24 protein-coding genes and 1 pseudogene are annotated in these 24,563 nt (G+C 43.7%); 13 read left to right on the plus strand and 12 right to left on the minus strand.

Annotated elements, in window-relative coordinates; translation table 11 throughout:
• The first annotated feature begins 179 nt into the window (after window positions 1–179).
• Window positions 180–887, plus strand: a complete 708-nt coding sequence (locus CSV73_RS14535; protein ID WP_085132997.1) for a gamma-glutamyl-gamma-aminobutyrate hydrolase family protein — start codon at window positions 180–182, stop codon at window positions 885–887.
• A gap of 67 nt (window positions 888–954) precedes the next feature.
• Here the strand turns inward: CSV73_RS14535 and CSV73_RS14540 are convergent, their stop codons facing one another.
• A complete protein-coding gene (locus tag CSV73_RS14540) occupies window positions 955–1,653 on the minus strand; it encodes a YjjG family noncanonical pyrimidine nucleotidase (RefSeq protein ID WP_085132998.1) in 699 nt (232 codons plus the stop codon).
• Window positions 1,654–1,902: 249 nt separating this feature from the next.
• Between CSV73_RS14540 and CSV73_RS14545 the strand changes: the two genes are divergently transcribed.
• Window positions 1,903–3,384: a phytoene desaturase family protein gene (locus CSV73_RS14545; protein WP_158232358.1), complete on the plus strand. Its 1,482-nt coding sequence runs from the start codon at window positions 1,903–1,905 to the stop codon at window positions 3,382–3,384.
• A 134-nt stretch (window positions 3,385–3,518) separates the two neighbouring features.
• Window positions 3,519–4,274 (plus strand): IclR family transcriptional regulator, encoded by a 756-nt coding sequence (locus CSV73_RS14550; RefSeq protein ID WP_099627941.1) that lies wholly within the window; start codon window positions 3,519–3,521, stop codon window positions 4,272–4,274.
• Window positions 4,275–4,327: 53 nt separating this feature from the next.
• Here the strand turns inward: CSV73_RS14550 and CSV73_RS14555 are convergent, their stop codons facing one another.
• Both CSV73_RS14555 and pxpB read right to left on the minus strand, forming a co-directional pair.
• A complete protein-coding gene (locus tag CSV73_RS14555; RefSeq protein ID WP_099627942.1) occupies window positions 4,328–5,314 on the minus strand; it encodes a 5-oxoprolinase subunit C family protein in 987 nt (328 codons plus the stop codon).
• Window positions 5,305–6,045 carry a 5-oxoprolinase subunit PxpB gene (pxpB, locus tag CSV73_RS14560; protein ID WP_099627943.1) on the minus strand — a complete coding sequence of 247 codons (741 nt, stop codon included), beginning with the start codon at window positions 6,043–6,045 and terminating at the stop codon, window positions 5,305–5,307. The genes CSV73_RS14555 and pxpB overlap by 10 nt, the downstream gene beginning before the upstream one ends.
• 278 nt (window positions 6,046–6,323) lie before the next feature.
• On the opposite strand from pxpB, the gene CSV73_RS14565 reads away from it, so the two are divergent.
• Genes CSV73_RS14565 through CSV73_RS14575 form a run of 3 tightly spaced genes read left to right on the plus strand, consistent with a single transcriptional unit; the run spans window position 6,324 to window position 9,134 of the window.
• Window positions 6,324–7,100, plus strand: a complete 777-nt coding sequence (locus CSV73_RS14565) for a LamB/YcsF family protein (protein WP_099627944.1) — start codon at window positions 6,324–6,326, stop codon at window positions 7,098–7,100.
• On the plus strand, window positions 7,097–8,323 hold the full coding sequence (locus CSV73_RS14570; protein ID WP_099627945.1) for an NRAMP family divalent metal transporter: 1,227 nt from the start codon (window positions 7,097–7,099) through the stop codon (window positions 8,321–8,323). Before CSV73_RS14565 ends, CSV73_RS14570 begins: the two co-directional genes overlap by 4 nt.
• Before the next feature lie 19 nt (window positions 8,324–8,342).
• The gene (locus tag CSV73_RS14575) at window positions 8,343–9,134 is read left to right on the plus strand and encodes a putative hydro-lyase (protein WP_099627946.1); all 792 of its coding nucleotides are present in this window, start codon (window positions 8,343–8,345) and stop codon (window positions 9,132–9,134) included.
• A gap of 107 nt (window positions 9,135–9,241) precedes the next feature.
• On the opposite strand, the gene CSV73_RS14580 is transcribed toward CSV73_RS14575, so the two are convergent.
• From CSV73_RS14580 to CSV73_RS14590, 3 genes are all read right to left on the minus strand, one after another.
• Window positions 9,242–10,009 carry a 3-hydroxybutyrate dehydrogenase gene (locus tag CSV73_RS14580; protein ID WP_099627947.1) on the minus strand — a complete coding sequence of 256 codons (768 nt, stop codon included), beginning with the start codon at window positions 10,007–10,009 and terminating at the stop codon, window positions 9,242–9,244.
• Between the two features lie 21 nt (window positions 10,010–10,030).
• On the minus strand, window positions 10,031–11,353 hold the full coding sequence (locus tag CSV73_RS14585) for a GntP family permease (protein WP_232319265.1): 1,323 nt from the start codon (window positions 11,351–11,353) through the stop codon (window positions 10,031–10,033).
• Between the two features lie 208 nt (window positions 11,354–11,561).
• A complete protein-coding gene (locus tag CSV73_RS14590; RefSeq protein ID WP_099627948.1) occupies window positions 11,562–12,911 on the minus strand; it encodes a sigma-54 interaction domain-containing protein in 1,350 nt (449 codons plus the stop codon).
• Window positions 12,912–13,382: 471 nt separating this feature from the next.
• Here CSV73_RS14590 and CSV73_RS14595 point away from each other — a divergent pair, with 471 nt between their 5' ends.
• Window positions 13,383–13,937, plus strand: coding sequence for a competence protein ComK (locus CSV73_RS14595; protein ID WP_085133009.1), 555 nt, complete (start codon window positions 13,383–13,385; stop codon window positions 13,935–13,937).
• A 424-nt stretch (window positions 13,938–14,361) separates the two neighbouring features.
• On the opposite strand, the gene CSV73_RS14600 is transcribed toward CSV73_RS14595, so the two are convergent.
• From CSV73_RS14600 to CSV73_RS14620, 5 genes and pseudogenes are all read right to left on the minus strand, one after another.
• Complete coding sequence (locus CSV73_RS14600) at window positions 14,362–14,874, minus strand: sigma-70 family RNA polymerase sigma factor (RefSeq protein ID WP_099627949.1); 513 nt, start codon at window positions 14,872–14,874, stop codon at window positions 14,362–14,364.
• Between the two features lie 635 nt (window positions 14,875–15,509).
• Entirely contained in the window at window positions 15,510–17,492 is a 1,983-nt protein-coding gene (locus tag CSV73_RS14605) for a methyl-accepting chemotaxis protein (protein WP_099627950.1), read from the minus strand.
• Window positions 17,493–17,631: 139 nt separating this feature from the next.
• A pseudogene (locus CSV73_RS16995) lies at window positions 17,632–17,709 on the minus strand (YjcZ family sporulation protein); the annotation flags it as partial.
• 110 nt (window positions 17,710–17,819) lie between these two features.
• The gene (locus CSV73_RS14615; protein WP_085133013.1) at window positions 17,820–17,948 is read right to left on the minus strand and encodes a YjcZ family sporulation protein; all 129 of its coding nucleotides are present in this window, start codon (window positions 17,946–17,948) and stop codon (window positions 17,820–17,822) included.
• A gap of 113 nt (window positions 17,949–18,061) precedes the next feature.
• On the minus strand, window positions 18,062–20,029 hold the full coding sequence (locus CSV73_RS14620; protein ID WP_099627951.1) for a methyl-accepting chemotaxis protein: 1,968 nt from the start codon (window positions 20,027–20,029) through the stop codon (window positions 18,062–18,064).
• Window positions 20,030–20,337: 308 nt separating this feature from the next.
• Here CSV73_RS14620 and CSV73_RS16380 point away from each other — a divergent pair, with 308 nt between their 5' ends.
• The 6 genes from CSV73_RS16380 (at window position 20,338) to hpf (ending at window position 23,918) form a co-directional block, all read left to right on the plus strand.
• Window positions 20,338–20,457 (plus strand): flagellar protein FlaG, encoded by a 120-nt coding sequence (locus CSV73_RS16380; RefSeq protein ID WP_143560966.1) that lies wholly within the window; start codon window positions 20,338–20,340, stop codon window positions 20,455–20,457.
• Between the two features lie 20 nt (window positions 20,458–20,477).
• On the plus strand, window positions 20,478–22,022 hold the full coding sequence (locus tag CSV73_RS14625) for a flagellar hook-associated protein 2 (RefSeq protein WP_099627952.1): 1,545 nt from the start codon (window positions 20,478–20,480) through the stop codon (window positions 22,020–22,022).
• Between the two features lie 32 nt (window positions 22,023–22,054).
• Window positions 22,055–22,456 (plus strand): flagellar export chaperone FliS, encoded by a 402-nt coding sequence (gene fliS, locus CSV73_RS14630; protein WP_085133016.1) that lies wholly within the window; start codon window positions 22,055–22,057, stop codon window positions 22,454–22,456.
• On the plus strand, window positions 22,453–22,806 hold the full coding sequence (gene fliT, locus CSV73_RS14635; protein ID WP_099627953.1) for a flagellar protein FliT: 354 nt from the start codon (window positions 22,453–22,455) through the stop codon (window positions 22,804–22,806). Before fliS ends, fliT begins: the two co-directional genes overlap by 4 nt.
• Before the next feature lie 67 nt (window positions 22,807–22,873).
• Window positions 22,874–23,245, plus strand: coding sequence for a PilZ domain-containing protein (locus CSV73_RS14640; protein WP_158232360.1), 372 nt, complete (start codon window positions 22,874–22,876; stop codon window positions 23,243–23,245).
• Between the two features lie 118 nt (window positions 23,246–23,363).
• On the plus strand, window positions 23,364–23,918 hold the full coding sequence (gene hpf, locus CSV73_RS14645) for a ribosome hibernation-promoting factor, HPF/YfiA family (RefSeq protein ID WP_099627955.1): 555 nt from the start codon (window positions 23,364–23,366) through the stop codon (window positions 23,916–23,918).
• A 292-nt stretch (window positions 23,919–24,210) separates the two neighbouring features.
• Here the strand turns inward: hpf and CSV73_RS14650 are convergent, their stop codons facing one another.
• Window positions 24,211–24,438: a hypothetical protein gene (locus CSV73_RS14650; protein ID WP_085133021.1), complete on the minus strand. Its 228-nt coding sequence runs from the start codon at window positions 24,436–24,438 to the stop codon at window positions 24,211–24,213.
• Window positions 24,439–24,563: the final 125 nt, after the last annotated feature.

Consider the following 24,563-nt stretch of genomic DNA (forward strand, 5'->3'; position numbering starts at 1 on the left):
AACGTATAAAACGATATTGCATTCATCCCAGATCTTCTATTCGGAGGGTCTGGGTTTTCAAATTTCCCTATTAAGTCATGCATCATCCCGACTAACTTCCCATCAATTGGGGTATAGAATATATTGTGCCTACTTTCACCGTAGGAACGTTGGTAGTATTAAAGAGGAGAGTGCCATACATGAAACCAGTAATCGGGGTCACGTCAGATCTAGATCAAAACGGTGATACATTAGTTCAGACTAGATACATACAGGCCGTTCGACAAGCAGGTGGCGTACCTGTTATTTTGCCAGTCGGACTCGAAGCGATTGAAGACGTTTGTGATCGGTTAGATGGTTTATTGCTAATTGGTGGGGAAGATCTAGATCCGTATTTGTATGGCGAAGAACCACATCGGCAGCTTGGGAAAGTGCTGCCTGAGCGGGATCAGTCGGAGCTTGCGCTATTTAAAACGATGGCGGATCTAGATAAGCCCGTGTTTGGGATTTGTCGAGGCTATCAGTTGATGAATGTGGCGTTTGGTGGGACGATTTATCAGGATATGTATGCGCAGCTGTCAGAGGATTTGTTGCAGCATTATCAGCTGACAGATTTAGACTATGCTTTTCATTCCATTGATATTGTAGGGGATAGTCGGTTGGCGGAGTGGGCGGGTACTTCTGAAGTGCGAGTGAATTCGCTGCATCATCAGGCGGTGAAGGAAGTGAAAGCACCACTTGTCGTGACAGCGGTTGCGAAAGACGGTGTGATTGAAGCGCTGGAAAGTACGGCGCATCGTTTTATGGTAGGTGTTCAGTGGCACCCTGAAGCGATGGTGAAACAAAAAGATGCGTTGTCGTTGAAGTTGTTTAAGAAATTTATTGAGGCGGCAAGCGAAAACAGGTAATGAATTTTTACATAACTACACCCTCCAACGAACTGTATTGGAGGGTGTAGTCGTTTTGAATTTCACATTAGTTATTCGTTACTTTCTTGCGTCCTAAGCTGAATTCTGCCCATGAATGAATTTCATAGGTCGGCTGAATTGCTGTACGGTTTTCACGACGGTCTGGATTGAACCAGCATGTGTCGATACCCGCGTTGATTCCACCTTGTATATCGGACGTTAACGAATCACCGATCATCAGTACACGTGAAGGATCTGTGATGCCTAGTTTCTGAAATGTATATTCGAAAATCTCAGGCTGTGGCTTTTTGTAGCCTGTTTCTTCAGAAGCAATGATCGCTTCGAATGTATCGCGTAAAGGAGACCCCGCGATGCGAGCGTGCTGCGCGATGGTGAAACCGTTTGTTAAGATCGCCAATCGGTAATCAGCTAGCTGTGTAATCATCTCTTCCACGCCGTCGATCATATGTGATTCGTGGCCTAGATTTTCGATGTATAGCTCTCCAAAATGTGAAGCATCTACTTGCAGTTCGTGCTGTGTGAATAACCGACGGAAACGTTCTACTTTTAATTCTTCCAGTGTGATGCGTCCTTGCTCGAGATCGTCCCAGATGACGGAGCTGATCGCGCGGTATGTGTCACGGTACGCTTCTAAACCGTTTGGTAGTCCGAACGTGTGGAATGTATTGCCGAGTGCGTGTTTTTCAGTTTCTTCAAAATCGAATAATGTATCGTCTAAATCGAATAATAGTACATCGTATGGCATATAAAAGAACTCCTTTTTTTACAATATGTACTAGTATAACATGGGAAATAGACTGCTGGGGAATTGTCTACTCGTCACGATAGAATGTAGATGGAAGTAGATGATACATAGGTTCGTGAGGCGTGTGATATGATGATCGGTAAGAATTACAAGATAATTAAGCGGTATTTTTGTGACATCCATTCATCAGGAATACTAGTGCAACGTCTTTTAGTGAAACTTTCACTATACAGAAAGAAGGTGATCTTCATGAGTAAAACTGTATGCATTATCGGTGCGGGTATGGGCGGGTTAATGGCCGGCGCTTTGTTAGTCAAAGAAGGATATCAAGTGACGGTTCTTGAAAAAGCTACGAGAGTCGGTGGGTCAGCAGGTTCCTATGTACGAAATAAACGTATATTTCCTGCCGGTGCGACGATTGCTTTTGGATTGGAAGAGCACGGATTATTAGACACGCTGTTTACTAAACTCGATTTGAAAGTCCCGTTTGTTTTGCTCGATCACCCGATGGATGTGGTGATGGAAGACCGACAGATTTCATTGTATCGAGATAAAATGGCTTGGGAAAATGAGCTTTCGCGTGTTTTTCCTGAAAGACGACAAGACGTTATCGCCTTTTGGCGTACATTACAGCAAATCAGTGAAGCGGTATATGGCGTGACAGCTACTGGCGTGTCGTTGCCAATAGCGCACCTATATGACTTGGGTAAGTTACCGAGCCATGCGGTTACACACCCTAGAAGTATGTTGCGTCTAGCTCGCTATGCTACGCGGACAGTGGAGGATTTGCTTCGCGCGTATAAACTCGATACGTATGAACCGTTGCGACAATTCATCGATGCGCAGTTGCTTGACGCGGCACAAACGGATTGTACGGAAGCGGCTTTATTGCCGTCGAGCCTTGCGCTCACTATTTACAGACGAGGCAGCTTCTATGTGGAAAAAGGAATGAGTCAGTTGAGTGAACTTTTGGCAGAGCGAATTGTGGCACTAGGCGGGGAAGTAATTACTGCGTCTCCTGTAACGGAATTGCTATATCAAGAGAAAAAGTGGCTTGTGACTAGTAGGAAGAAGACGAAACACTATGACGTGGTGGTCAACAATGCAGGTGTTTCGTTCGGACCGCGTACGAGTCATTCCGAATCCAAGGAGTTTGCGTGGGGCGCTTTCCGAATTGATGCGCTTCTTTCAGACGCATTCTGGCATCAAGAATTGGATGGCAGACCGTTACCTTTTGCGATGCAGATCGTACCGGACAAAGAACGGACGGTACTTCATTCAGATGGTCACGGCCCGGTCTATGTGACGTTTCAGCCTGCTTATGATCGCCGGAATGAACGCATCGAAGACGAGATGATGATGACTTGTTCGATTCATACAGATGCCGAGCTGTGGGAAGAGTTATCAAAAGAAGCGTATGAAGAAAAGAAGGAAATTATAGCGCAAGCCATGTTTGCTGAAATTCAAAAAGTTCTTCCCGTTGAAGAGTATGTACTGTATTCGGAAGCGGGTTCACCGAAGACCTATCAAAAGTATATCGGTAAGTCAGAAGTAGGCGGTTTTCCTTTGACTGTCAGGAATGCGATTTGGAAGCCGAAAAGTGTGCGTTCTTCTTTGCCGCAATTATACATTGCAGGCGAGCAGTCGTTTCCAGGTCCTGGGACGCTGTCTTCTGCATTGAGTGGTAGTCATGTGGCGCGGGCGGTGATGAAGACGTGGCCGTTAGCATGATGGGAAAGCCATCATGTACTTCATGATGACAAAATGGGATGTGCTTCCATCTACTTCAATGCTATAATCAACCATACGAGTTTTCATTCAAAATATAGAAATGGGTCTAGACTATCTATCAGAAAGGAGCCAACATGAGCACAAACAATAAAACAGTCGTCCGCTCCTTGGACATACTCAACCTATTCGTCGATCATCCAGCACTGACTTTCCAAGAAATCATTGACCTATCGGGAATCCCGAAATCCTCCGTCTATCGCATGCTATCGTCGCTTGAAGAAATGAAGTTTCTCGAGAAAGGCGCGGATTCACAGTATCGTCTCGGTTTGTTGCTGTTGAAATATGGTAGTTTGGTTTCGAAACGGCTGGACATTCGAAAGATTGCGTATCCGATTATGGAAGAGCTTCACCAAGATGTGAAAGAAGCGATTAATTTGATTGTCCGTCAAGGAGATCACGCGATTTATGTGGAGAAGATCGATACATTCCAGAAAGTTCGTTTGTATACAGCGATTGGTAGAAGCAGTCCGTTGTATGCAGGGGCTTGTTCTCGGATTATTTTGTCCTATCTTTCGGATAGCTATATCGCCGAGTATTTGGATAAGACCGAATTACAGCAGTTCGGTACTGGTACGTTCACCGATCGAGAGTCGTTGCTCGCATCTATTCAAGAGACACGGCAGAACGGCTATACGCTCAGTAATTCAGAGCTTGAGAATTTCACATCTGCTGTGGCGGCGCCCATCTTTGATTTTAATGGAGATGTAATCGCGGGCATTAGTATCGCGGGTATTGAAGCGAATTATCAACAAGAGCATGTGAAAATACTCGTTCCAAAAGTAAAAAAAGCCGCATTGGAAATCTCCAGGCAGCTTGGATATACAGGATGAATGAAGCCTTGCATTTTAGTAGAGTTATACTGAAATGCAAGGTTTTTTATTTACTATTGAAGTTTCTGCTGAATTCCAATTTTGATTTGGTTGATCCGCTCTTCTTTTGCGATAAGTTCACGCTCTGCTTCTGCATGGGTGATGAGTTTAAAAGTAAGTTTCGCGTTAGGTTTCACTTGCGATAGGCTGCCTAAGTCAGCGGTGATGACTTGTCCGATTTTCGGATAGCCGCCAGCCGTTTGTCTATCCGCCATTAAAATAATCGGTTTGCCGTTAGGCGGGATTTGAATCGTTCCGAACGTCACGCCTTCCGATAGCAATTCCAGTTTTTCCGTTAATGAAAGTGCTTGTCCTTCAAGTCGTAAGCCCATTCGGTTAGATTGCGGCGTGACGACATACGGCTCGCTAACTAGTCGTTGTTTACTGGCTTCATCAAAGTACGGATATTCAGTGCCTTCCATGATTCGAATCGTTTGTGTGGAAGCCAAGCTGATGAACGGATGATGCGGTACAGCCCAGTCTGGTGTGCCAGCTCGTTCAATCCGTGTAAAGACTTTGTCGTTTGATTTCGTCAACTGACCGAACGACAAGTGATCGTTTTGCTGCAATGCTCTTCCTTTGAACCCACCAATTCCCGCCACCAAATACGTACTTTTACTTCCCATCACAACCGGTATATCGATTCCACCAGCAATTGCCAAATACGCGCGACAACCTTCAATCGCAAAGCCGAACTTGAGAATGGAGCCTTTTTTAATAATAACAGGCCGCCAATTCGCAACCGGTATCCCGTCAATTGTTGTCTGAAGATCTCCACCTGTAATGGCGATCAATGTATCTTCTTCAAACCGCAGCATCGTGCCAAATAATGTGATTTCGAGAACACCTTCCCGTTCATCGTTGCCGACAAGTAGGTTCGCGATGCGCATGGAATAACTATCCATGGCACCGCTTACAAGAACACCGAACTTTTGCGAACCGGTCCGCCCGATATCTTGAACGGTCGTCAAAAGCCCGGCATTCAATACGTTTACTGACATATCTTCACCTTCTTTTGCTCGTCATACTGTTGTTGTGTTATCGGATAAAATGTGATTTTGTCTCCTGACTGCAATAAAGACGGGGGAGATAATTCCGGTACGAATAGATCCGTTGGTGTACGTCCGATAATTTGCCAACCACCTGGTGTTTCAAGTGGATAGACACCGGTTTGTTTGCCGGCAATTCCGACCGAGCCAGGAGGAATCGATGTCCGTGGCGTTAATTTTCGCGGTGTCGCAATTCGTTCATCGAGGCCACCGAGAAACGGAAATCCTGGTGCGAAGCCGATCATGTACACGAGATATTCAGGTGTCGTATGAATTTCAATGACTTCTTCAATAGACAGATTATGCGTTTCCGCCACGATGTGTAGATCGGGACCGAATGTTCCGCCGTATAGAACCGGAATCTCGACTACTCTTCCTTCAGTAACCGGAAGGTCGGATATTTGGTCAGCTAGCGTATTGATATAATGAATGACTTTTTCCAAAGGCGTGCCGTCTGTTTGAAAGCCATGTGTTGATTGATGGACAAGATACGGAGAGTAGTACACCGCCAAGCTATTATAGGCAGGAACCGACTCGATGAATCCGTCGAATGGGTATTCATCCAATAGGAAAGACAGGTTTTTCACTTGTTGATGGACGGAAGGATGGATGCCTTCGCCTAATTTTATCAAAATGGCAGAATCGCCAAGTGCTTTGATATCGAGAGATTTCTGATCACTCATCGTAACATCTCCTTCAAATTCCGAAATTCGAAACCGTTATTCTGAAAAACGAATCGTAGTTCTATTATAGATTTCTAGAGAGAAAATACAAGCTTATTATTCGGTTAATGAAAATACTCACCATATTTAGATAATGGTCTATTCAACAAAAGATTTTTGTGATAGACTAAGTTTCAAGTTCAAAACCTCGGTTTCGAATATCGGAACTAAGTTGAATGCAAACGCTTACTTCCTGTTGGCGGGTTCGTTCATTGTGAAAAACATAGGAGGTCATATACATGGCAAAAGTAGATTTGAATAGTGATTTGGGAGAAAGTTTTGGTCGTTATACATTAGGCGAACAAAAAGAAATTTTGAAATATGTTACGTCTGCCAATATAGCGTGCGGATTCCACGCAGGAGATCCTTCCGTGATGCGGGAGACGGTACAGCTTGCGATCGACAATGGCGTCCGAATCGGTGCGCATCCAGGATTACCGGATTTAGTTGGATTCGGACGACGAGATATGAATATTACCGCTCAAGAAGCGTATGACATGGTCGTCTATCAAATTGGTGCACTGCAAGCGTTTTTAGCTGTACATCAAGAACCGATGCAGCATGTTAAGCCGCATGGCGCGCTGTATCAAATGGCGTCAAGAGATCAAGGCATTGCCGAAGCGATTGCACAGGCCGTCTATGATGTATCGCCGAGCCTTGTATTGTTCGCTCTTGCGGATAGTGAATTGTCAAGAGCTGGGGAAGCGATTGGACTTGTGACGGCGCATGAAGTATTTGCCGATCGTACGTATCAATCAAACGGTATGCTCACTTCGCGTTCGCAAGACGATGCGATGATTACCGATCAAGAAAAGTCTGCAGCACAAGTGATTATGATGGTGAAAGAAGGAAAAGTACGTTCGCAGCAACAGACCGATGTCGCGCTACGTGCAGATACGATTTGCATTCATGGAGATGGAGAGCACGCAGTCGAGTTCGCGAAATACATTACAGATCGCCTACGTGGTGAAGAAATTACGATTAGCGCTATTTCCGGCAGGGAGGATGCTGTATGAAAAATGAGAAGTTAGGACTTACTCATGAGCAGGAACAGAAAAAAGTAACTCGTGGGGTCTTACTTGGCGCCGCGTTCCTAATGGCCACGTCATCTGTCGGACCAGGCTTTTTAACACAGACTACTGTATTTACGGAACAACTTGCAGCAAGTTTCGGTTTCGTTATTTTAATTTCATTAATTTTGGATGTCTTTGCCCAAATGAATATTTGGAGAGTTATCGCGGTGTCGGGTTTACGTGGACAGGAAATTGCCAATAAAGTGCTACCCGGATTAGGTTTCGTTCTGGCTTTCCTCATTGTCGCAGGGGGCCTGGCGTTTAATATCGGAAACGTAGCGGGGGCAGGTTTAGGGCTTAACGCGATGGTTGGCATCGATCCCATTATGGGCGCGATCATCAGTGCGATCTTCGCGATTTTGATCTTCGTAGTAAAAGAAGCAGGTAAAGTAATGGACAAAGTCGTGGCGGTCGCGGGTGTGATCATGATTATTTTGGTCGTATTCGTCGCGTTCAAGACATCGCCACCAGTCGGGGAAGCGATCATTCGAACGTTTAATCCGTCTGAAATTAGTTTCTTCGCAATCGTCACATTGGTTGGCGGAACAGTCGGCGGTTACATTACGTTTGCAGGAGGACACCGTTTGCTAGATGCGGGGATTAAAGGAATTGATTCTGTCCCGTTAGTTACGAAAAGTTCTGTCACGGGTATTGCAGTCACTGGTATCATTCGCGTGGCATTATTTTTAGCGGTGCTCGGAATCGTTGCACAAGGATTGCAAATCGATCCAGACAATCCACCTGCATCGGTGTTCCAACTGGGAGCAGGCGAACTTGGGTTGAGATTGTTCGGAGTCATCATGTGGGTAGCAGCTATCACGTCTGTCGTCGGTGCAGCGTATACGTCGGTTTCGTTCATCCGCTCGTTCCACCCACTTATCGAAAAATATCACAACTGGATCATTATTTTATTCATTGTGATATCGACTTCGACGTTCGCATTTGTTGGCAAGCCAGTCACGATTCTGTTATTGGTAGGGGCAGTGAATGCATTGATTCTGCCACTAGCACTCGGTACGTTGCTCATTGCAGCGTATAAGAAAGATATTGTGGGTGAATATAAGCATCCACTTTGGTTGACGATTGGCGGCGCAGTCGTCGTCGTCGTAATGGGTGTGTTGGGTGTTATGACATTGATTGAACAGATTCCATTACTCTTTGACTGATGAATAGGAGGTTTTATTGATGGAAGCGTATCGTTCCATGAAAGCACAAGAAGTTCGGAAGTTGATTCGACAGCAAACCATTACGGGGCAGACGTCCGGGATGGCTACGGGCTTTACGCAAGCGAATTTGGTCATATTAAAACAAGAGCATGCGCTGGATTTCCTGCTGTTTTGCCAGCGTAATCCGAAGTCTTGTCCATTGCTCGATGTCACAGAACCGGGTTCGTATCGTCCCGCTAAGATCGCGGAAGATGCAGACATTCGCAGTGAACTACCGAGTTATCGCATTTATAGAGACGGTGTGTTGACTGAAGAAGTGAATGATATCACGGACTACTGGGAAGACGATATGGTCGGCTTTTTAATCGGCTGTAGTTTCACATTTGAAGCACCGTTACTTGCAAGTGGAATTCCTATTCGGCATATCGAAGAAAATCGCAATGTCCCGATGTATAAAACGTCTATTGCCTGCACAAAGTCGGGTGTTTTTGAAGGGCCGACCGTAGTCAGCATGCGACCCATGAATGCGCAAGACGCGATTCGCGCGATTCAAATTACGACGCGTTTCCCTGACGTTCACGGGGCACCGATTCATCTCGGTGATCCTAGTTTGATTGGAATAGACGACATTTCCGCACCTGACTTTGGTGACGCGGTGACGATCAATGAAGGCGAAATCCCTGTGTTCTGGGCGTGCGGCGTTACTCCGCAAGCTGTAGCCATGCAAAGTAAGCCGGCCATTATGATCACGCATTCTCCAGGTTGTATGTTCATTAGCGATAGGAAGGATTCAGAGCTCAGTGTGTTGTAAGTAAAAAAGTTCTCAACCGACGTCAAGTCGAGTTGAGAACTTTTTTGATTGCTTATGGAAAAGCGTAGTTCTATTGCTACGCCTACTTTTTAGAAATGAATGAAACTTTATTGCACGGTATACCCACCGTCTAGCACAACGGCTTGACCTGTAATACCTTTCGCGCTATCACTTGAAAGATATAACGCGAGATCCGCTATTTCTTTCACATCTAGTAAACGTTTCTGTGGAACTAGAGGATAAATAATTTCTTCCAGTACCGATTCGAGAGGGACACCACGAACTTCTGCTAAGTCTTCAAATTGATTGCGCACGAGAGGCGTATCGACGTAGCCAGGGCAAATCGCATTGACGGTAATACCGTCAGCTGCCGTTTCAAGAGCGGCTACTTTCGTCAACCCGATGACGCCGTGTTTGGAAGAGTTGTAAGCCGCTTTGCCTGCAAATCCCACGAGTCCGTTAATAGACGCCATGTTTAAGATTCGACCGAATTTCTGTTTCTTCATATGCGGCAATACTAGCTTTGTCGCAATGAATGGCGCAGTGAGCATCACTTGCACGAGCAGTTCGAATCGTGCAGTAGGGAAGTCTTCGAGCTTTGCGACGTGCTGCAAACCTGCGTTGTTAATCAAAATGTCGATTCTGCCGAAGCACGCAATAGCTTCATCGATTGCATGTTGAATATCTTGTTCTTTCGTTACGTCACATTTCAAGCCGATTGCGCCGCCACCTAACGTGACAGCCGCTTCTTTTACTTTATCTTCATTCAAATCGGTCAACACGACAATGGCGCCAGCTTCTGCGAATGCTTTCGATATTTCGAATCCTATTCCTTGAGCTGCCCCTGTGATGAGCAATACTTTATCTTTTACCATATGGATTTCCTCCTTGACCTATTAAATACCGAATCCTAGTGAGAATAAAACGATTGCGATGATGACACCGATAGTCGGCACAATAACTGTAACTGCCGCCATTGCACCGTACGCAGCACGATGCGTTTCACCAGCGATAGACTGAATCGTCGTGACAACATAGCCATTATGTGGCAATGAATCGAGCGCACCAGATGAAATCGCCACGACGCGGTGAAGTGCTTCCGGATTGACCCCCATATCCATGTAATGGGGTGCGAATAGCGGTAGAGCAATAGCTTGCCCACCAGAAGCGGATCCAGTCATACCGGCGATAACCGATACGGCGATTGCTGCACCGATTAACGGAGAGCCAGGGATATTTGTCATCACGGCGACGGCATCTTGGAATGCGGGGACTGCTTTTGCTACGCCACCGAATCCAACGACAGCGGCTGTGTTGCCAATTGCGACCATTGCGCCGAGTGTACCCGCTGAAACCGCTGCACCGTAGTTTTGTGAGTATTTTCTGCCGACGAAATAGGTGGAGATGATGCCACCGAGTAAAGCTAGAATTAATGCAGATTGTGCTAGTTTGTCATGGAATACATAAGAAATGATCAAGACGATTGCCAATGGAATCATGGATAGGAATGGGTTCGGCAATGCGCGCGTCGTATCGAATGTAGGATCTGATGCTCTGTCAACAAAACGTTCGCCTTTCTTGACAGCCTTTGTGATGATGCGCTTAAGCCACCAGTAGCCAAAGAAGGCCATGAACAATGCGACGACGAGACTGACTTCCCAGCCGGCGTACGCATTCGTTCCAAGAAATTCAATAGGGATCCAGTTTTGGATTTCAGGTGATCCCGCTGACGTCATCGTAAACGTCACGGAGCCGAGCCCTAATGTAGCAGGTATGAAACGTCTCGGTAGATTTGCTTGCTTGAAAAGCGAGATAGCCATCGGATACACAGAGAACGCAACGACGAACAAACTCACGCCGCCATATGTTAGAATCGCACAAGCCATCACAATGGCGAGTACCGCGAACTTCATGCCGAGCTTTTCTACGAACCATTTCGCAACGGCATCTGCCGCTCCGCTGTCTTCCATTACTTTACCGAAAATAGCCCCGAGTAGGAACATTAAATACCACGACATGATGAAACTTGTAAATCCTGTCATATAGCTAGTGACGAAGTTTTCTTCTCCTTCGCCAGCCAGTTGAGGGAATAATGCCATGCCACTCATTAATGCGACAAATAAAGCCGAGACCGGTCCAGCGATTAAAATGTTCATGCCTCTCATCGTTAAAATAATCAGTAAAGCTAAACCACCGATCAGTCCAATCATCCCTAATATACCCATCCGTATCCCTCCGTTTTTAAAATAGTTTGTCTGAATTGTTACAAGTGAAGCGCTTTCATGTATTTAAACAGAAAACAAAAAAACATGCAAACCGTTACATAGCAACGTTTACATGTTTATGGCTGAAAATAATTCCGGATTTCAGGAATTCTGGTAGTGAAATAATAGGAGACTAGTCCGGAATATCGGAATGAATTCCACCTTATCGGAAAGTAGGTCCTATCTCATATTTTTTTAATTTCTCATATAACGTACTTTTACTTAAACCAAGTATAACGGCGGCTTCTTTTTTATTCGGAAATTGTGCTAACGTATCAAGAAGAATGGTTCGTTCCACTTCTTCTAGTGATTCGGCAAGTGTTCGTGAGCTAGGGGAATAGTTCATCTTGCGCTGTTTAACTTGTGGCGGCAAGGCATCTGGTGTAATCGTATCACCGCTTGTTAAATAAACCGCCGCCTGAATGACATGTTGAAGTTCACGTATATTGCCTGGCCATCGGTACGCGTTCAAGTAGTCCAATGTCTCTTTCGAAAACTCCAAACTTCTTTTTCCTGTCTGACGAATGGTCTTATGGAATATGAAACTGATAATCTCAGAGAAATCTTCCATTCGTTCACGCAGTGGTGGCACATTTAGCGTAATCGCTTGGATACGGTAGTAGAGATCGGTTCGGAATTGATTCATTTCGATGAGTTCAGTTAATGGTTGGCTAGAAGAAGCGATAATCCGGACATTTACCGGTTCTGCCTGATGCGAATTCAATGATTCGACTACGCCGTCATTCAATAATCGAAGAAGCTTCACTTGAACAGGTAAGGGCAGGCTACCGATATCATCTATAAATAAAGTGCCACCGTCAGCTAGTTGAATTCTGCTTTTTCGATTACTCGTACTTCCTTGTCCAAACAATTCGGTTTCCAATAAATCAGGTGGTATTGCCGCACAGTTCACTGTAATTAACGGCTCATCTGAGCGATTCGATAATTGGTGGATACTATGAGCGAACAAGGTTTTCCCAGTTCCGCTTTCACCTTGAATAAGCACAGGCAAGTCACTCGGAGCGATCATATGAATAGTCTCTTTAATGGAAAGAATACTGGATGAAGACCCTTTTATATCCGTCATTTGATAGGAGTTAGGCACTTGCGCCACTTCCCCCATATGAATTTTCTCTAACGTCTGTTTTACATGAGAGCTTAGATGATGCCAGTCGTGTAGATCTCGGAACACTACGCTGCCGAATGCGCCGACCACTTCACCATCCACTCTGATTGGTATTCGATTCGCCAGCATATATGTTCTTTTAATATAATGAGGAGAGGCAATATGTTCTTCTCCAGATTTCACCACTTCGTGCATGCGGGTGTTTTCAATCACTTCATTCACAGGACGGCCTATAGTATCGCGTTGTTCAATGTGAAGAAATTTACAATAGTCTTGATTCATATAGATAATTTTGGCATCTTGGTCCACTACAACGAACCATTGAAACGCATTTTCCAATATTTGATTTAGCACATATTCGGGGAGATTAGTAATTAAGCGATTCAAAAAATACACCGTCCTGTCCTATTTTATTTTCCATCAACATTATAGGCAATACTTCTAGAGAGCCATCATTTAAATACATAATATGGCAAATGATACAGCAATTCAACAATAAATTCAGAATACTGGAAATTAATATAGACGAAATCCATATAGTACTATATACTTGTCTATAAGACAGGTACTTTATGCGCAAAAGGCTATGTAAACGCTTACTATTTCTACAAATGAATGAATGCAGGTCGATAACTAAAGCTATATTTATTGGCCTGTTTTTTAGTGCGTTAATGTATATGTCTGAAAGGAGGTGAGAATAGAATGCGTCACGTAGTGGATAAAGAAAATCCCCGAGTGCTTCATGTCGTGGGAGACAGACTCGAGGATTTAATAGCTGGTGTATACCAACATATCGCTAGTATACCCCTTTATCCTACTAATCGAAAGGAGTTTCTACAAAAAGGGGGATAATGGGGCATGGATGAAGAAACAAAGTCAGTGATTTCACCGGGAACGAGTATGGTATTTCCGTATTATGATGACGTGGGAAAGTTATGTGCGGTGTTACTGAAAGACGGTGATTTTGTACGAGTGGACAAAAGTCCAACTGAGGTAGTGGACTTGAGCATGCAGTTTTACGGGACAAGTTTGCGCGGCGGGATCGACGGGGGCAAGGCGTTAATGGGGAGAATCCATATGACACCTGTGATGGTGAATGAGCGATTGGATATATATTTATTTCCAAGTAATTCACCTTCGAGTACTGAATGCGTGTGGTTTTCATTGTCACAAATCTTGACATTCTTACCGTTCGATAAAGGCCATACAAAAGTGATATTCCGTGATGGCAATGTTTTCACTGTGAACTGCAGTTATTCGGTGTTCCAGAAAAGATACCAGCGAACGTGTATGTTAAAGAATGGTTTGACAGCAAGGTTCACGCAGATGGCGCTCGGTGATAGGAAAGAGTATAAGACGTATTTGATCCGAAAGAATCACAAGCGTGGCAATTATGAGATTACGGATGAGTAAATAGATGTATACATAGCGTTCCTCTTTGGAGGAGCGCTTTTTCTGTCGAATGGATTGTGAAATGTTCACTGTTTTGATAGTTGGGTGGTATAATCAATGTACTAATGAATCGTTTGGTTGGGAACTCTGTTCATGAGCGGTCAGGGGGGAAGAGTATGTTGTTTGATTTCTTTAAGCCGAAGTGTGAATATTGTAAGAAGCGGACGTCTGTTTATCAGGGGTATTATTTGCCGAATGATAAGAAGATTAAAGTTTGTTCGTCTTGCGCGCGTTTTGCGCAACGTCGTGGGTTTCGCAAGTGGAAGGGTTGACGTAACGTGAAGCGCTGCCTTTCATTTACGTCCAACTGGAATCGTCAGCTAATATAATAAAATGTATAGAGACAAAAGCAAGAGCTACCTAAATGGGAAGCTCTTGCTTTTGTTTATATTTCTAAATTACGTTTGGCCGTTAGTTGGTCTTTTAATTTCATTAATAGTTTTTCCCGACGTTTTTTAATTCCTGAAACCGAAATACCGAAGTGAGTGGCGCATTCAGCTTGGGTTTTGTTTTCTACATATAGATTGATTAGCAGTTCGCGTTCATTAGTCTGGAGTGCGGTGATGATTTCGTGTAATTCGTTGTTAGGGTCTTCGGTGAAGTTGTTTTGTGTTAGGTGTTCTAAGGTTTCGCTTTCGACTGATGTGTTGACTTCGTTGAATCGACTTTCTTTTTTTAAGTCGTCGAGCATCGCACCGTAGATGGAACGATAGGCGAACGGCGTGAAATTTCCTTTGGTTTCATCAAAGCGTGTCCATGCATGAAATAGGGCGATGCGTCCGGTTTGACGGAAGTTGTCAAAATCACGATAGATGTTTAGTTTTCTGATGACCGCTGAGATCATCGGTTCGTATTGTTCCATTACGTGTTCAAAGTTTTCATTCTGTCTGCTTTCCATAAATGTGACCTCTTCAGGTCGTGCACGACACTTTGTATTCCCTGGGTATTTATATAATAGAAAGTTTTAAAAGGGATATCGAATCGTCATAAAGTAGTTTTGGTTGGGGAGAAGCGTATGCTTTTGGGGGTGGAAATGAAGTGGTTTTATTGGATGAAGTTGGTGGGGGTGGTTGTTTTTTTTGTTAGTGGATGGGGTGTTTGATAGAGCGTTCGTGGGTTGGGTATGAGCGGATTTGGTGTTTGATAGAGCGTTCGTGGGTTGGGTATGAGCGGAAATCGAGTTTGATAGAGCGTTCGTGGGTTGAGTATGAGCGGATAACGTGTTTGATAGAGCGCTCGTGGGTTGGGTATGATCGGATATGTTTGATAGAGCGCTCGCGCACTGGGTATGATCGGAAATCGAGTTTGATAGAGCACTCACGCACTGAGTATGATCGGAAATCGAGTTTGATAGAGCGCTCACGCACTGAGTATGATCGGATACCAAGTTCAATAGAGCGCTCGCGCACTGGGTATGATCGGATATCGAGTTTGATAGAGCGCTCGCGCACTGAGTATGATCGGATAGCATGTCCAATAGAGCGCGCACGAAAAAGAGAAGATCCCCGTGATGGGGATCTTCTCTAAAACCTGTTACATTTTAAATTGTGCAATGACTTCTGATAGCTTCTCGCTCAGTTCAGTCAATGTTTCGGCGGCTTCTGTTACCGATTGGATGGCGCGAAGTTGTTCTTCTGAGGATGCGCTGACTTCTTCGCAAGCCGCTGCAGTTTCTTGTGATGTGGCAGACATGGTTTCAACCGTTAAGGACACGTCATCCTTATGCGTAGCGATTAATTGAATTTCATCGGATACCAGATGGATGGATTCTTGCATCGTATCCATGAGTGAAGATAGTTCTTCAAACGTATTTTCTGTATCTCCGACGACTACGCCTTGGTCGCGGAATGTGTGGATCGTTTGTTGCATTTGTTCCGATACGATATGTGATCCTTTTTGTAATTCTTCAATTGTAACTTTGACATCGTCTGTGGCACGTGCGGATTGTTCAGCCAGTTTGCGTACTTCTTCTGCTACGACGGCGAATCCTTTGCCGTGCTCTCCCGCTCTTGCCGCTTCAATGCTTGCGTTTAGTGCCAAGAGGTTGGTTTGTTTTGAAATGTTCATGATCGTTTCCATGACACTACCGATTGCTTGTACTTTAATTGCGAGTGAATCAATGTCGGTGGACATCTCTTCTAGCGTTTTACCTGTAGTTGTAAAGGAAGTCTTCAGTGCATGCATTTGTTGCTGACCATTGGTATTTTGAATACCTGTTTGAGTAGCAATATCCAGCATCACTTGCGATTTTTCTCGAATTTCATTGATTTCCTGGCTGAGAAGGTCGATGCGTTCTGTCACAATTTCTGCATCTTCTGCAGATTTGGCGGCACCTTGTGCGATTTCTCCGACAGCCATTGCAACTTCATTGCTTGCTGCACTCGTTTCTTCTGATACGGCACTTAAGCTTTCGGAATTCGATCGGACATTGTCTGCTGATGTATGAACGACTGTGATGATTTCGTTCATATTTTGCACCATATGATTGAAGTCACGACTCAGGATACCAATTTCATCGGCACTCTGGTTTTCTGAACGTACTGTCAGATCTCCGTCAGACACTTTGGCCATCAACTCCTTGACTGTATCGAGTGGCTTTAACATACGGCTGATGGTAATGAATAGACCGACGGATGTGAGAATCAACGTCACAAGTGCAATGATTAACATGGAGTTGCGTAATGAACGCGCCATAGCGCCAAGATCGCTTTCTTCATAAACTGCGCCAATTTTCCAGTTTAAGTCGGGAATCGTCGTATAGATATTGCGCTTATCAATCCCTTGATCGTCGGTATATTGGATTACACCACTATCCGCATCATACATTTTTTTGAAATGGGCTTCGTTTGTTACATCGGTTCCTGATTTGGAAGGATGAACGATCGCCAGTCCTTGATCGTCGATTAACACAGGATACCCGTTATACCCGATATCACGGCTCGCTATTTCGTCTGTCAGAGCGCTCAGTTCAATATCCAGTCCAAGAGCACCGATAAATGTACCATCCTTCATAATAGCTTTGGAAGCAGTGATGACAAACTGATTGGTTGTATCATCTAAATACGGCTCCGTCCATTGCACTTCGTCTGGATTTTCTTGTGCTAATCTATACCAATTTCTCGTCGTCGGATTATAACCCGTCAAATCACCATCCGGTTTTAAGACTGTAAATTTAGATGGCAATGAATAATAGATGGCATCTGCACTTGTATACATAGGCAAGAAATTATCGAGATGTTCCTCTAGTTCCTTAACAGATACTTCTTTACCGTTTTCTCCGGTAAATTTAGTTATTTGATCGGTCGTTGCCAGCAATGCCAATCCTTTTTCATACTTGTCCAAAAAGTGATAAATTCCAAAACTCATTTCATTGATGATGGCATCACTCGAATCAATGGCGTTGGCTATCGATTGTTTCTTCGCTTGTTCATTCGTCATTAAGGTCATTAATGCGATGCCTAGAATGAATAAAATCATAGCGGTTAAGATGATTTTTGTTTTAATTGACCGTAACACGGGGTGTTCAACTCCTCCTAAGATGTGTGATGCTATATTGTACCTAATTTGATATCGGCTAAATTTCCTATATGTTCATCGTTTTATAAAGAAAAGTGAAGAAACCTGTCGAAAAATCGACAGGTTTCTTCTTCACGTCTTATAGGCAAGCGGCGCCTACAATAATCAGTAAGATAAATAGTACAACAATCAATGCGAATCCGTTACCCGAAGAACCGCATGAGCCGTACGATCCACCAGTATCACAACCAGATCCTCCGTAACCGCCACCACCGTGTCCATATCCACCGAATCCAAACATGTCTCCACCTCCATTTTTTTAAGTAATTAGCAACCGTAACCCATAAATCCTGCACCGACAATGATCAATAAGATAAACAGAACAACGATCATTGAAAAGCCGAAGCCGCCTTCATAACCGCCGCCGTATCCAGATCCTTTAACTGATTCTCCCATAATGATTTCACCTCCAAATGTGGAACTACCCTTATTCTATGCAGAGATTCTCAGAGTGCCTTGGCTTTTATAAAAAAATCCGCCAATCCTTCAAAAAGGAAAGGCGGATCTTGTTAGATTTTGAATCGTTCCACGGCAGTACTAAGGTCTTCACTCAACTGCGTCAAGGCTTCAGCCGCTTCGGCAACAGAGCCGATTGCGTGGAGTTGTTCATCAGAAGAAGCGCTCACTTCTTCACAAGCAGCTGCCGATTCTTCAGTTGTAGATAGTAAAATTTGAATTTGCGTAGATACATCGTTTTTATGGGTATCCATTTCTTGAAGAGCAGTAGTGACTTGATGAATGCGAGATTGCATATCGCCGATGAAACTGGAAATACTCTCGAAAATTCCTTCCGTATCTTGTACGACTGTGCTTTGGCGTTCGAACGTATTCCGCGTATTGTCCATTTGCTCGATGACATGCTGCGTGCCGTTTTGCAGTTCATGAATGGTAGAACGTACTTGTTCAGCAGATCTCGCGGATTGTTCCGCTAATTGACGGACTTCGTTTGCTACTACTGCAAAGCCTTTACCGTGTTCACCGGCCCTCGCTGCTTCAATACTGGCATTTAACGCGAGTAAATTCGTTTGGGAAGAGATCGATGTGATGGCGTCAATGACGGAACTGATCGCTTTCACTTTATCTTCTAATGAGCCAATCATGCCGCCCATTTGATGCAAGTCTTGATTCCAGTTATTGAAAGAAGAGTTTAAAATACTCATTTGCGCGCGACCTTTTGCGTTGAATGTGACAGCTTCTGTTGCCAAGCTCGCCATTTCGCTGGCTGTATCATTGGCTTCTTGAATTTGCTGATTCAATAACTCCGCACGAGTCGTCACGGTTTCCGCATTTTCCGCAGACTCGACAACGCCTCTAGTGATTTCTGCCAAAGCGCTTGCGATTTCTTCACTTGTCGCATTCGTTTCTTCAGATACTGCACTCAAGTTTTGGGAACTCGCCAGTACATTCGATGCGGAATGCGTAACGGTTGTGATTAAACTGTTCATTTGGTCCAGCATCTTATCAAAACCTGCAGCCAGTTCTCCAATTTCATCTGTGGAATGGAAGTTCGCCCTAACCGTTAAATCACCGTCCGCTACTTGTTGCACGGTTTCTTGTAAACGGAAAATCGGCTTCAGTAGTCGACTGATGAAAATGAATAGAATGATGGCCAGTAACGTCAATGTCACGACAGCCGCAATCATCATGACGTTTCGTAAACCTGTTGCGAGAGATTGCATGTTTTTCTGATCATAGATGACACCGAGTTTCCAGTCGAAGTTCGGAATCGTCGTGAACATATCCACTTTTTTGACGCCTTCTTGCTCAAATGTATGGTGGCCAGCTGGCTCTTTGTACATGTCCGCTACATAATCACGATCCATGACATTCTCTCCGACGAGTGAAGGGTGGGCGATAGCCGTACCTTCTGAATCGAGAATGAATGCATAACCGCCGTGGGGGATAGTTGTCGCCGAGATACCTTCGGACATGGTGGATAATTGAATATCAATTCCCGCCACACCAACAAGTTTATCGCCATTCATCACGGCTTTTGAAGCACTAATGACAAAATTACCCGTCGCTTCGTCAATATACGGTTTGGTCCAATGTACTTGTTCCGTTTCTGCTACCGCCTGTTGATACCATTCACGTCCAGTCGGATCAAACTCTGTCAAATCCACGTAAGGACGAATCATCGTTTCTTTAGTCGCGAAGCTAAGATATGTACTAGATACGTCTGGATATGTATCCAATGTGTGAGTGAGTGCTTTTACGACATTTGCTCCGCCTGTTGTGGCGGTCGCATTCGTATAATCTGATGAATCGGTCAGCAACTCTAACCCTTTACTGTATTGCCGCAAATCCGCTTCAATGGACGCACTCATTTCAGTTAGTAGCGTGCTGCTCGATTCTGTCAGGTTTTTCTCTGTGCGTTCTTTCACTAACCAGCTACTAATTCCTGTCATGGTCAGGACTCCGCCAGCAACTAGGACGAGGACAAGAAGAATCATTTTCGTTTTGATGGAATGAAACATGGATGTATGCTCCTTTACTCTTATAGATTGTCCTTATCATACATTACTTTCGACTGTTCTAATAGTCTGATTTTCATAACGTTGAAAATATTTATTCATATAAGAAAGAAGTAGCAAAAAATTTAATCCGTCATCAACAACTAAAAAATAAATCCGCTATGAATCTATAGAAGAAAAACTGGCGTTACACTCAACATCGCGTATTTCAATCCGATACTATATGTAATGATTGTTCATTGAAGACGGGGGGATCAGTATGATTAACCGAATTGACGAAAGCCCCGCAACCCAACCAGTGCAAACATCATATGAGAGTGGGTACGCTGAAAACAGAAGAGGTAGTTCGTGAAATACCGCTCAAAAAATTACTCAATATACACGTAGCAAGGAAAGACTTTATTGGATTATTAATCGATCATAAAATATAACGAAAAAGGTGTGAGGCACGATGAGAATCGGCGGATTGGCATCGGGAATCGATACAGAATCAATCATCAGAGACATGATGAAAGCGCATCGGATTCCTCTTGATAAAATTACACAAAAGAAACAATACACACAATGGCAACTGGACGATTACCGTTCCATGAACCGGGACTTGAGAAAATCAAGTGATAAGCTATTTGACACGGTCATGAAGCAAAGTACGTATATGAAGAAAAACGTCAGCGTGTCTGATGATAAAGCGGTTAGTATTACAGCGAAAGGTTCTACATCAGACTTTTCGGGGACGATTGAAGTGAAACAATTGGCTACGCAGGCCACTTTACAGAGTGGCGTACTGAAGCATGACAGTGAAAAAATTTCAGATGAACAGGCAAAAACATTAGAATTTAAAGATATGAAGAATGCAGATGGTAGCTCTCTGATTTCAGGCAAAGATACATTAAAGATTACAGCACCGGGGAAAGATACAGTCGATATTGAGGTACTTGACACAGATACGATTGATTCACTCCTAGCAAAAATTAATGAAAAATCAGGTGTTAGTGCATTCTTTGACTCAGGTACTGGAAAGATTGCGTTGAGTGCTAAGGACAGTGGTTCAGGTGAGATAAAATTATCAGGTGACATAGCTGATAATCTAAAATTAAATGCTCCATCTCCACCAAACCCTGATAATCCAGATGCCTTAGTTCCTCTTTTTGATCCTGAAGGACCTAGATCAACAGCAGGCGTAGATGCAAAGTTTACTTTTAATGGACTAGAAACAACACGAGCATCTAATACATTCACTATAAATGGATTTGAAGTATCGCTAAAGCAAAAAACGGATTCTCCGGTGACGTTTAGCTCATCCACAGATACTGATAAGGTTCTAGATTCAGTAGTAGAATTCGTCAATGACTATAACGAAATGATTGAAAAACTGAACAGCAAAATCAAAGAAAAACAATTCAAGTCCTTCCATCCATTATCGGCTGAAGAAAAAGCGGATATGAAAGAAAAAGAAATTGAGCTATGGGAAGAAAAGGCCAAAAGTGGTACCTTAAAGGGCGATCCGGCACTTTCTTCTATGTTAAATAATCTACGTTCTATTATGAGTAGTACTGTTACCTCTACTGATAAAGATGGAAAAGAAATTCAAATAAGTCTCAAAGATTTAGGAATAGAACCATCAAAGAACTATTTAGATAACGGTAAATTAACCATTAATGAAGATACATTACGTACCAAAATTTCAGAAAATCCAAATGCAGTTTATGATTTAATTGGTGGAAAAGACAATGGAATTGCACAAAAGTATCGTACCGAACTACAAGAAGCTCAAAAAAAGATTACCGTCAAAGCGGGTAGTTCAACAGCGGTAAACGATAGTTTTGCCCTTGGTCGCTCCCTCAAAAACATGGACAAACAAATCGAGCGTTTTGAAACGAAGCTTCAAATGATGGAAAGCCGCTACTACAAGCAGTTTAACGCGATGGAGCAAGCAATTCAGCGTGCCAATTCCCAGTCGGCTGCGTTAATGAGTGCACTTGGCGGCGGCATGTAATGCAACTTAGCTAGAAAAGGAGAATGACGAACATGGCTACTAACAACCCTTATGCAGCATATCAAACAAATACGGTGACGACTTCAACGCCTGGTGAGCTAACTTTAATGCTTTATAACGGATGCCTTAAATTTATTCAGCAAGGGAAGATGGAGCTGGCTAAAGGTAATTTGGAGCAAAAAAATATTGCGATTCAAAAAGCACAAGCAATTGTGACTGAATTGATGTTGACATTGGATACATCCTATGACGTATCCAAAAACATGCTCGTTCTGTACGAATTCGTTAATAGTCGATTGATCGATGGCAATATCCAAAATGATCCAGCGATGTTTGAAGAAGCGGCAGGAATTATTACAGAGTTTCGCGATACGTGGAAACAAGTAATCCAGATCAATCGTTCGAAACAATACTCGAACGTGAGTGAAATATGATCCGACCTGCCATGACGATGTGGCGTGACCGTTCTCTTAAATTGATTGCGCTAGTAAAGATAATAGATGAAGAAAAGCGTGATGAAGTCATCGAGCAAATCGACAAGATACTGAATGAACGTGATCTGTTACAGACACAAATCGTTCAGCCTTTCACCGCAGAAGAAGAGGAGTTTGGTAAGGAATTGATTCGTTTAGAGAAAGATGTACAGACTAGTCTGGAACGCTTCACACATGCCATTCGAACAAATATTTCAGAAGCCCAAGCCAAAAAAGAAAACATGAATAGCTATGTAAATCCATATGGTAAGATGTCTCAAGACGGTGCTTATTTCGATTCGAAGCACTGATGACCGGAAGAGAGGAATCTCTTTCGGTTTTTTTACATATAGGTATTCAACAGAAAGGAATAATCCTATGCGTTATAATCGCCATGACTACTTTCGTTACTCGTTCAATCCCTACATACCGGCCACATTTCGGATTCAATTAAATAATGAAGAGAAAAGTCTGTCCAATGAAGGACGCTGTGAAATTTTGGATATCAGCACAGGCGGAGTGAAGTTCGTGACGCATCTCGATTTGCCTGTTCGTTCAGAAATTCTTGCATTGCAATTGGAATTCACAATATATAAGCAACCCATTGAAATTTTAGGTAATGTGGCTTGGAAAAAAGAAACCGAATATGGCTTTGAGTATGGATTCGAGTTTGGGGAAGAGCAGAAAATGGATGCGCTGATCACCGAGGAATTAAAACATCATGCCCGTAAAGCGAAAGAAACAGAGTAAAACCCACATGAATCAGAAGTTTCTTTACAATTCCGCATATTTCTTACGTTTTAGAAAGGATATTAAGGGTACTATGAAGAAGTAAGGTAGTGAGGGTTTAAACAAAGGAGGAGTTCATATGTTAGACTTCAATATTCGCGGTGAAAACGTCGAGGTAACTCCGGCGATCAGAGAGTACGTTGAAAAGAAAGTTGAGAAACTGGAGCGTTACTTTTCAGAAGGTGTAAACGCTACAGCTAATGTTAACTTGAAAGTGTATAGTGATAAGCAAACAAAAGTGGAAATTACGATTCCAATGAAGAATTTGACACTTCGCGCAGAGGAGCGTCACAACGATATGTATGCAGCTGTGGATTTAATCGTCGACAAGCTAGAACGTCAAATTCGTAAATATAAAACGCGTGTTAATCGTAAGTCACGTGAGCGTGAAGGTGTAGCGGCTTTCTTCCAGTCGGTTGATAGCAATAATACCGAAGTGCTTGAGGACGATGCGGAGTTCGACGTAGTACGTACAAAGCAGTTCGATTTGAAGCCTATGGATCAAGAAGAAGCGATTCTTCAGATGAACATGCTAGGCCACAGTTTCTTCATCTTCACAGATGCAGATTCTGACGGCACACACATTGTCTACAAGCGTAAAGACGGCAAATATGGTCTAATTGAAACTAACTAATACGCAACCTGAAAAGTCCAGCCTTGGCTGGGCTTTTTTGTTTTTGAACTTTTTTTAAGTTTGTTATGTTTAAGAGCAAGTGCTTTGGAGTGGTGAGTGAGTTTGTGAGTGTGAGGGGATGGAAGCTCCAGTTGGGGACGCTTTCCTTAGGGCGTGGCCCGAGCCGCTTCCCTCACTTCGTTCAGTCCAGGGTCTCGAACTCACGCTGATCCTCCAGGAGTCGCCCCAACTTCCGCTTCCATCCTACGTGGATAGTGGAGGAACGAAGGTTAATCACTGTAGAAAGTGTAAATTATTGGTGCCTTAAAACTTGTTGAAGTTCCAGTTCCAGTTCCGGTTCCGGTTCCGGTTCAAGTTCAAGTGTAAGTGGCCGGGGTGAGTATGAGGGGATTGCAGCTCCAGCTGGCGGACGCTTTCTGGAGGGCGCGGCCCGAGCCAAGTGAACAGCAAAGGGTTCGCTTTGCCGTATTTCTGTGTACTTTGCAGAAATTAAGGCACCTGTCCAGGGTCTCGAACTCACGCTGATCCTCCAGGAGTCGCCGCAACTTCCGCTTCCATCCTACGTGGATAGTGGAGGAACGAAGGTTAATCACTGTAGAAAGTGTAAATTATTGGTGCCTTAAAACTTGTTGAAGTTCCAGTTCC

This window comes from Sporosarcina sp. P1, from assembly GCF_002743155.1.
Lineage (GTDB): Bacteria > Bacillota > Bacilli > Bacillales_A > Planococcaceae > Sporosarcina > Sporosarcina ureae_B.

Bases quoted from the DNA above. Each gene is read 5' to 3' on its own strand.
- CSV73_RS14535 (WP_085132997.1), top strand. From the start codon at position 180: ATGAAACCAGTAATCGGGGTCACGTCAGATCTAGATCAAAACGGTGAT.
- CSV73_RS14540 (WP_085132998.1), bottom strand. From the start codon at position 1,653: ATGCCATACGATGTACTATTATTCGATTTAGACGATACATTATTCGAT.
- CSV73_RS14545 (WP_158232358.1), top strand. From the start codon at position 1,903: ATGAGTAAAACTGTATGCATTATCGGTGCGGGTATGGGCGGGTTAATG.
- CSV73_RS14550 (WP_099627941.1), top strand. From the start codon at position 3,519: ATGAGCACAAACAATAAAACAGTCGTCCGCTCCTTGGACATACTCAAC.
- CSV73_RS14555 (WP_099627942.1), bottom strand. From the start codon at position 5,314: ATGTCAGTAAACGTATTGAATGCCGGGCTTTTGACGACCGTTCAAGAT.
- pxpB (WP_099627943.1), bottom strand. From the start codon at position 6,045: ATGAGTGATCAGAAATCTCTCGATATCAAAGCACTTGGCGATTCTGCC.
- CSV73_RS14565 (WP_099627944.1), top strand. From the start codon at position 6,324: ATGGCAAAAGTAGATTTGAATAGTGATTTGGGAGAAAGTTTTGGTCGT.
- CSV73_RS14570 (WP_099627945.1), top strand. From the start codon at position 7,097: ATGAAAAATGAGAAGTTAGGACTTACTCATGAGCAGGAACAGAAAAAA.
- CSV73_RS14575 (WP_099627946.1), top strand. From the start codon at position 8,343: ATGGAAGCGTATCGTTCCATGAAAGCACAAGAAGTTCGGAAGTTGATT.
- CSV73_RS14580 (WP_099627947.1), bottom strand. From the start codon at position 10,009: ATGGTAAAAGATAAAGTATTGCTCATCACAGGGGCAGCTCAAGGAATA.
- CSV73_RS14595 (WP_085133009.1), top strand. From the start codon at position 13,383: ATGGATGAAGAAACAAAGTCAGTGATTTCACCGGGAACGAGTATGGTA.
- CSV73_RS14600 (WP_099627949.1), bottom strand. From the start codon at position 14,874: ATGGAAAGCAGACAGAATGAAAACTTTGAACACGTAATGGAACAATAC.
- CSV73_RS14615 (WP_085133013.1), bottom strand. From the start codon at position 17,948: ATGGGAGAATCAGTTAAAGGATCTGGATACGGCGGCGGTTATGAAGGC.
- CSV73_RS14620 (WP_099627951.1), bottom strand. From the start codon at position 20,029: ATGTTTCATTCCATCAAAACGAAAATGATTCTTCTTGTCCTCGTCCTA.
- CSV73_RS16380 (WP_143560966.1), top strand. From the start codon at position 20,338: ATGAGAGTGGGTACGCTGAAAACAGAAGAGGTAGTTCGTGAAATACCG.
- CSV73_RS14625 (WP_099627952.1), top strand. From the start codon at position 20,478: ATGAGAATCGGCGGATTGGCATCGGGAATCGATACAGAATCAATCATC.
- fliS (WP_085133016.1), top strand. From the start codon at position 22,055: ATGGCTACTAACAACCCTTATGCAGCATATCAAACAAATACGGTGACG.
- fliT (WP_099627953.1), top strand. From the start codon at position 22,453: ATGATCCGACCTGCCATGACGATGTGGCGTGACCGTTCTCTTAAATTG.
- CSV73_RS14640 (WP_158232360.1), top strand. From the start codon at position 22,874: ATGCGTTATAATCGCCATGACTACTTTCGTTACTCGTTCAATCCCTAC.
- hpf (WP_099627955.1), top strand. From the start codon at position 23,364: ATGTTAGACTTCAATATTCGCGGTGAAAACGTCGAGGTAACTCCGGCG.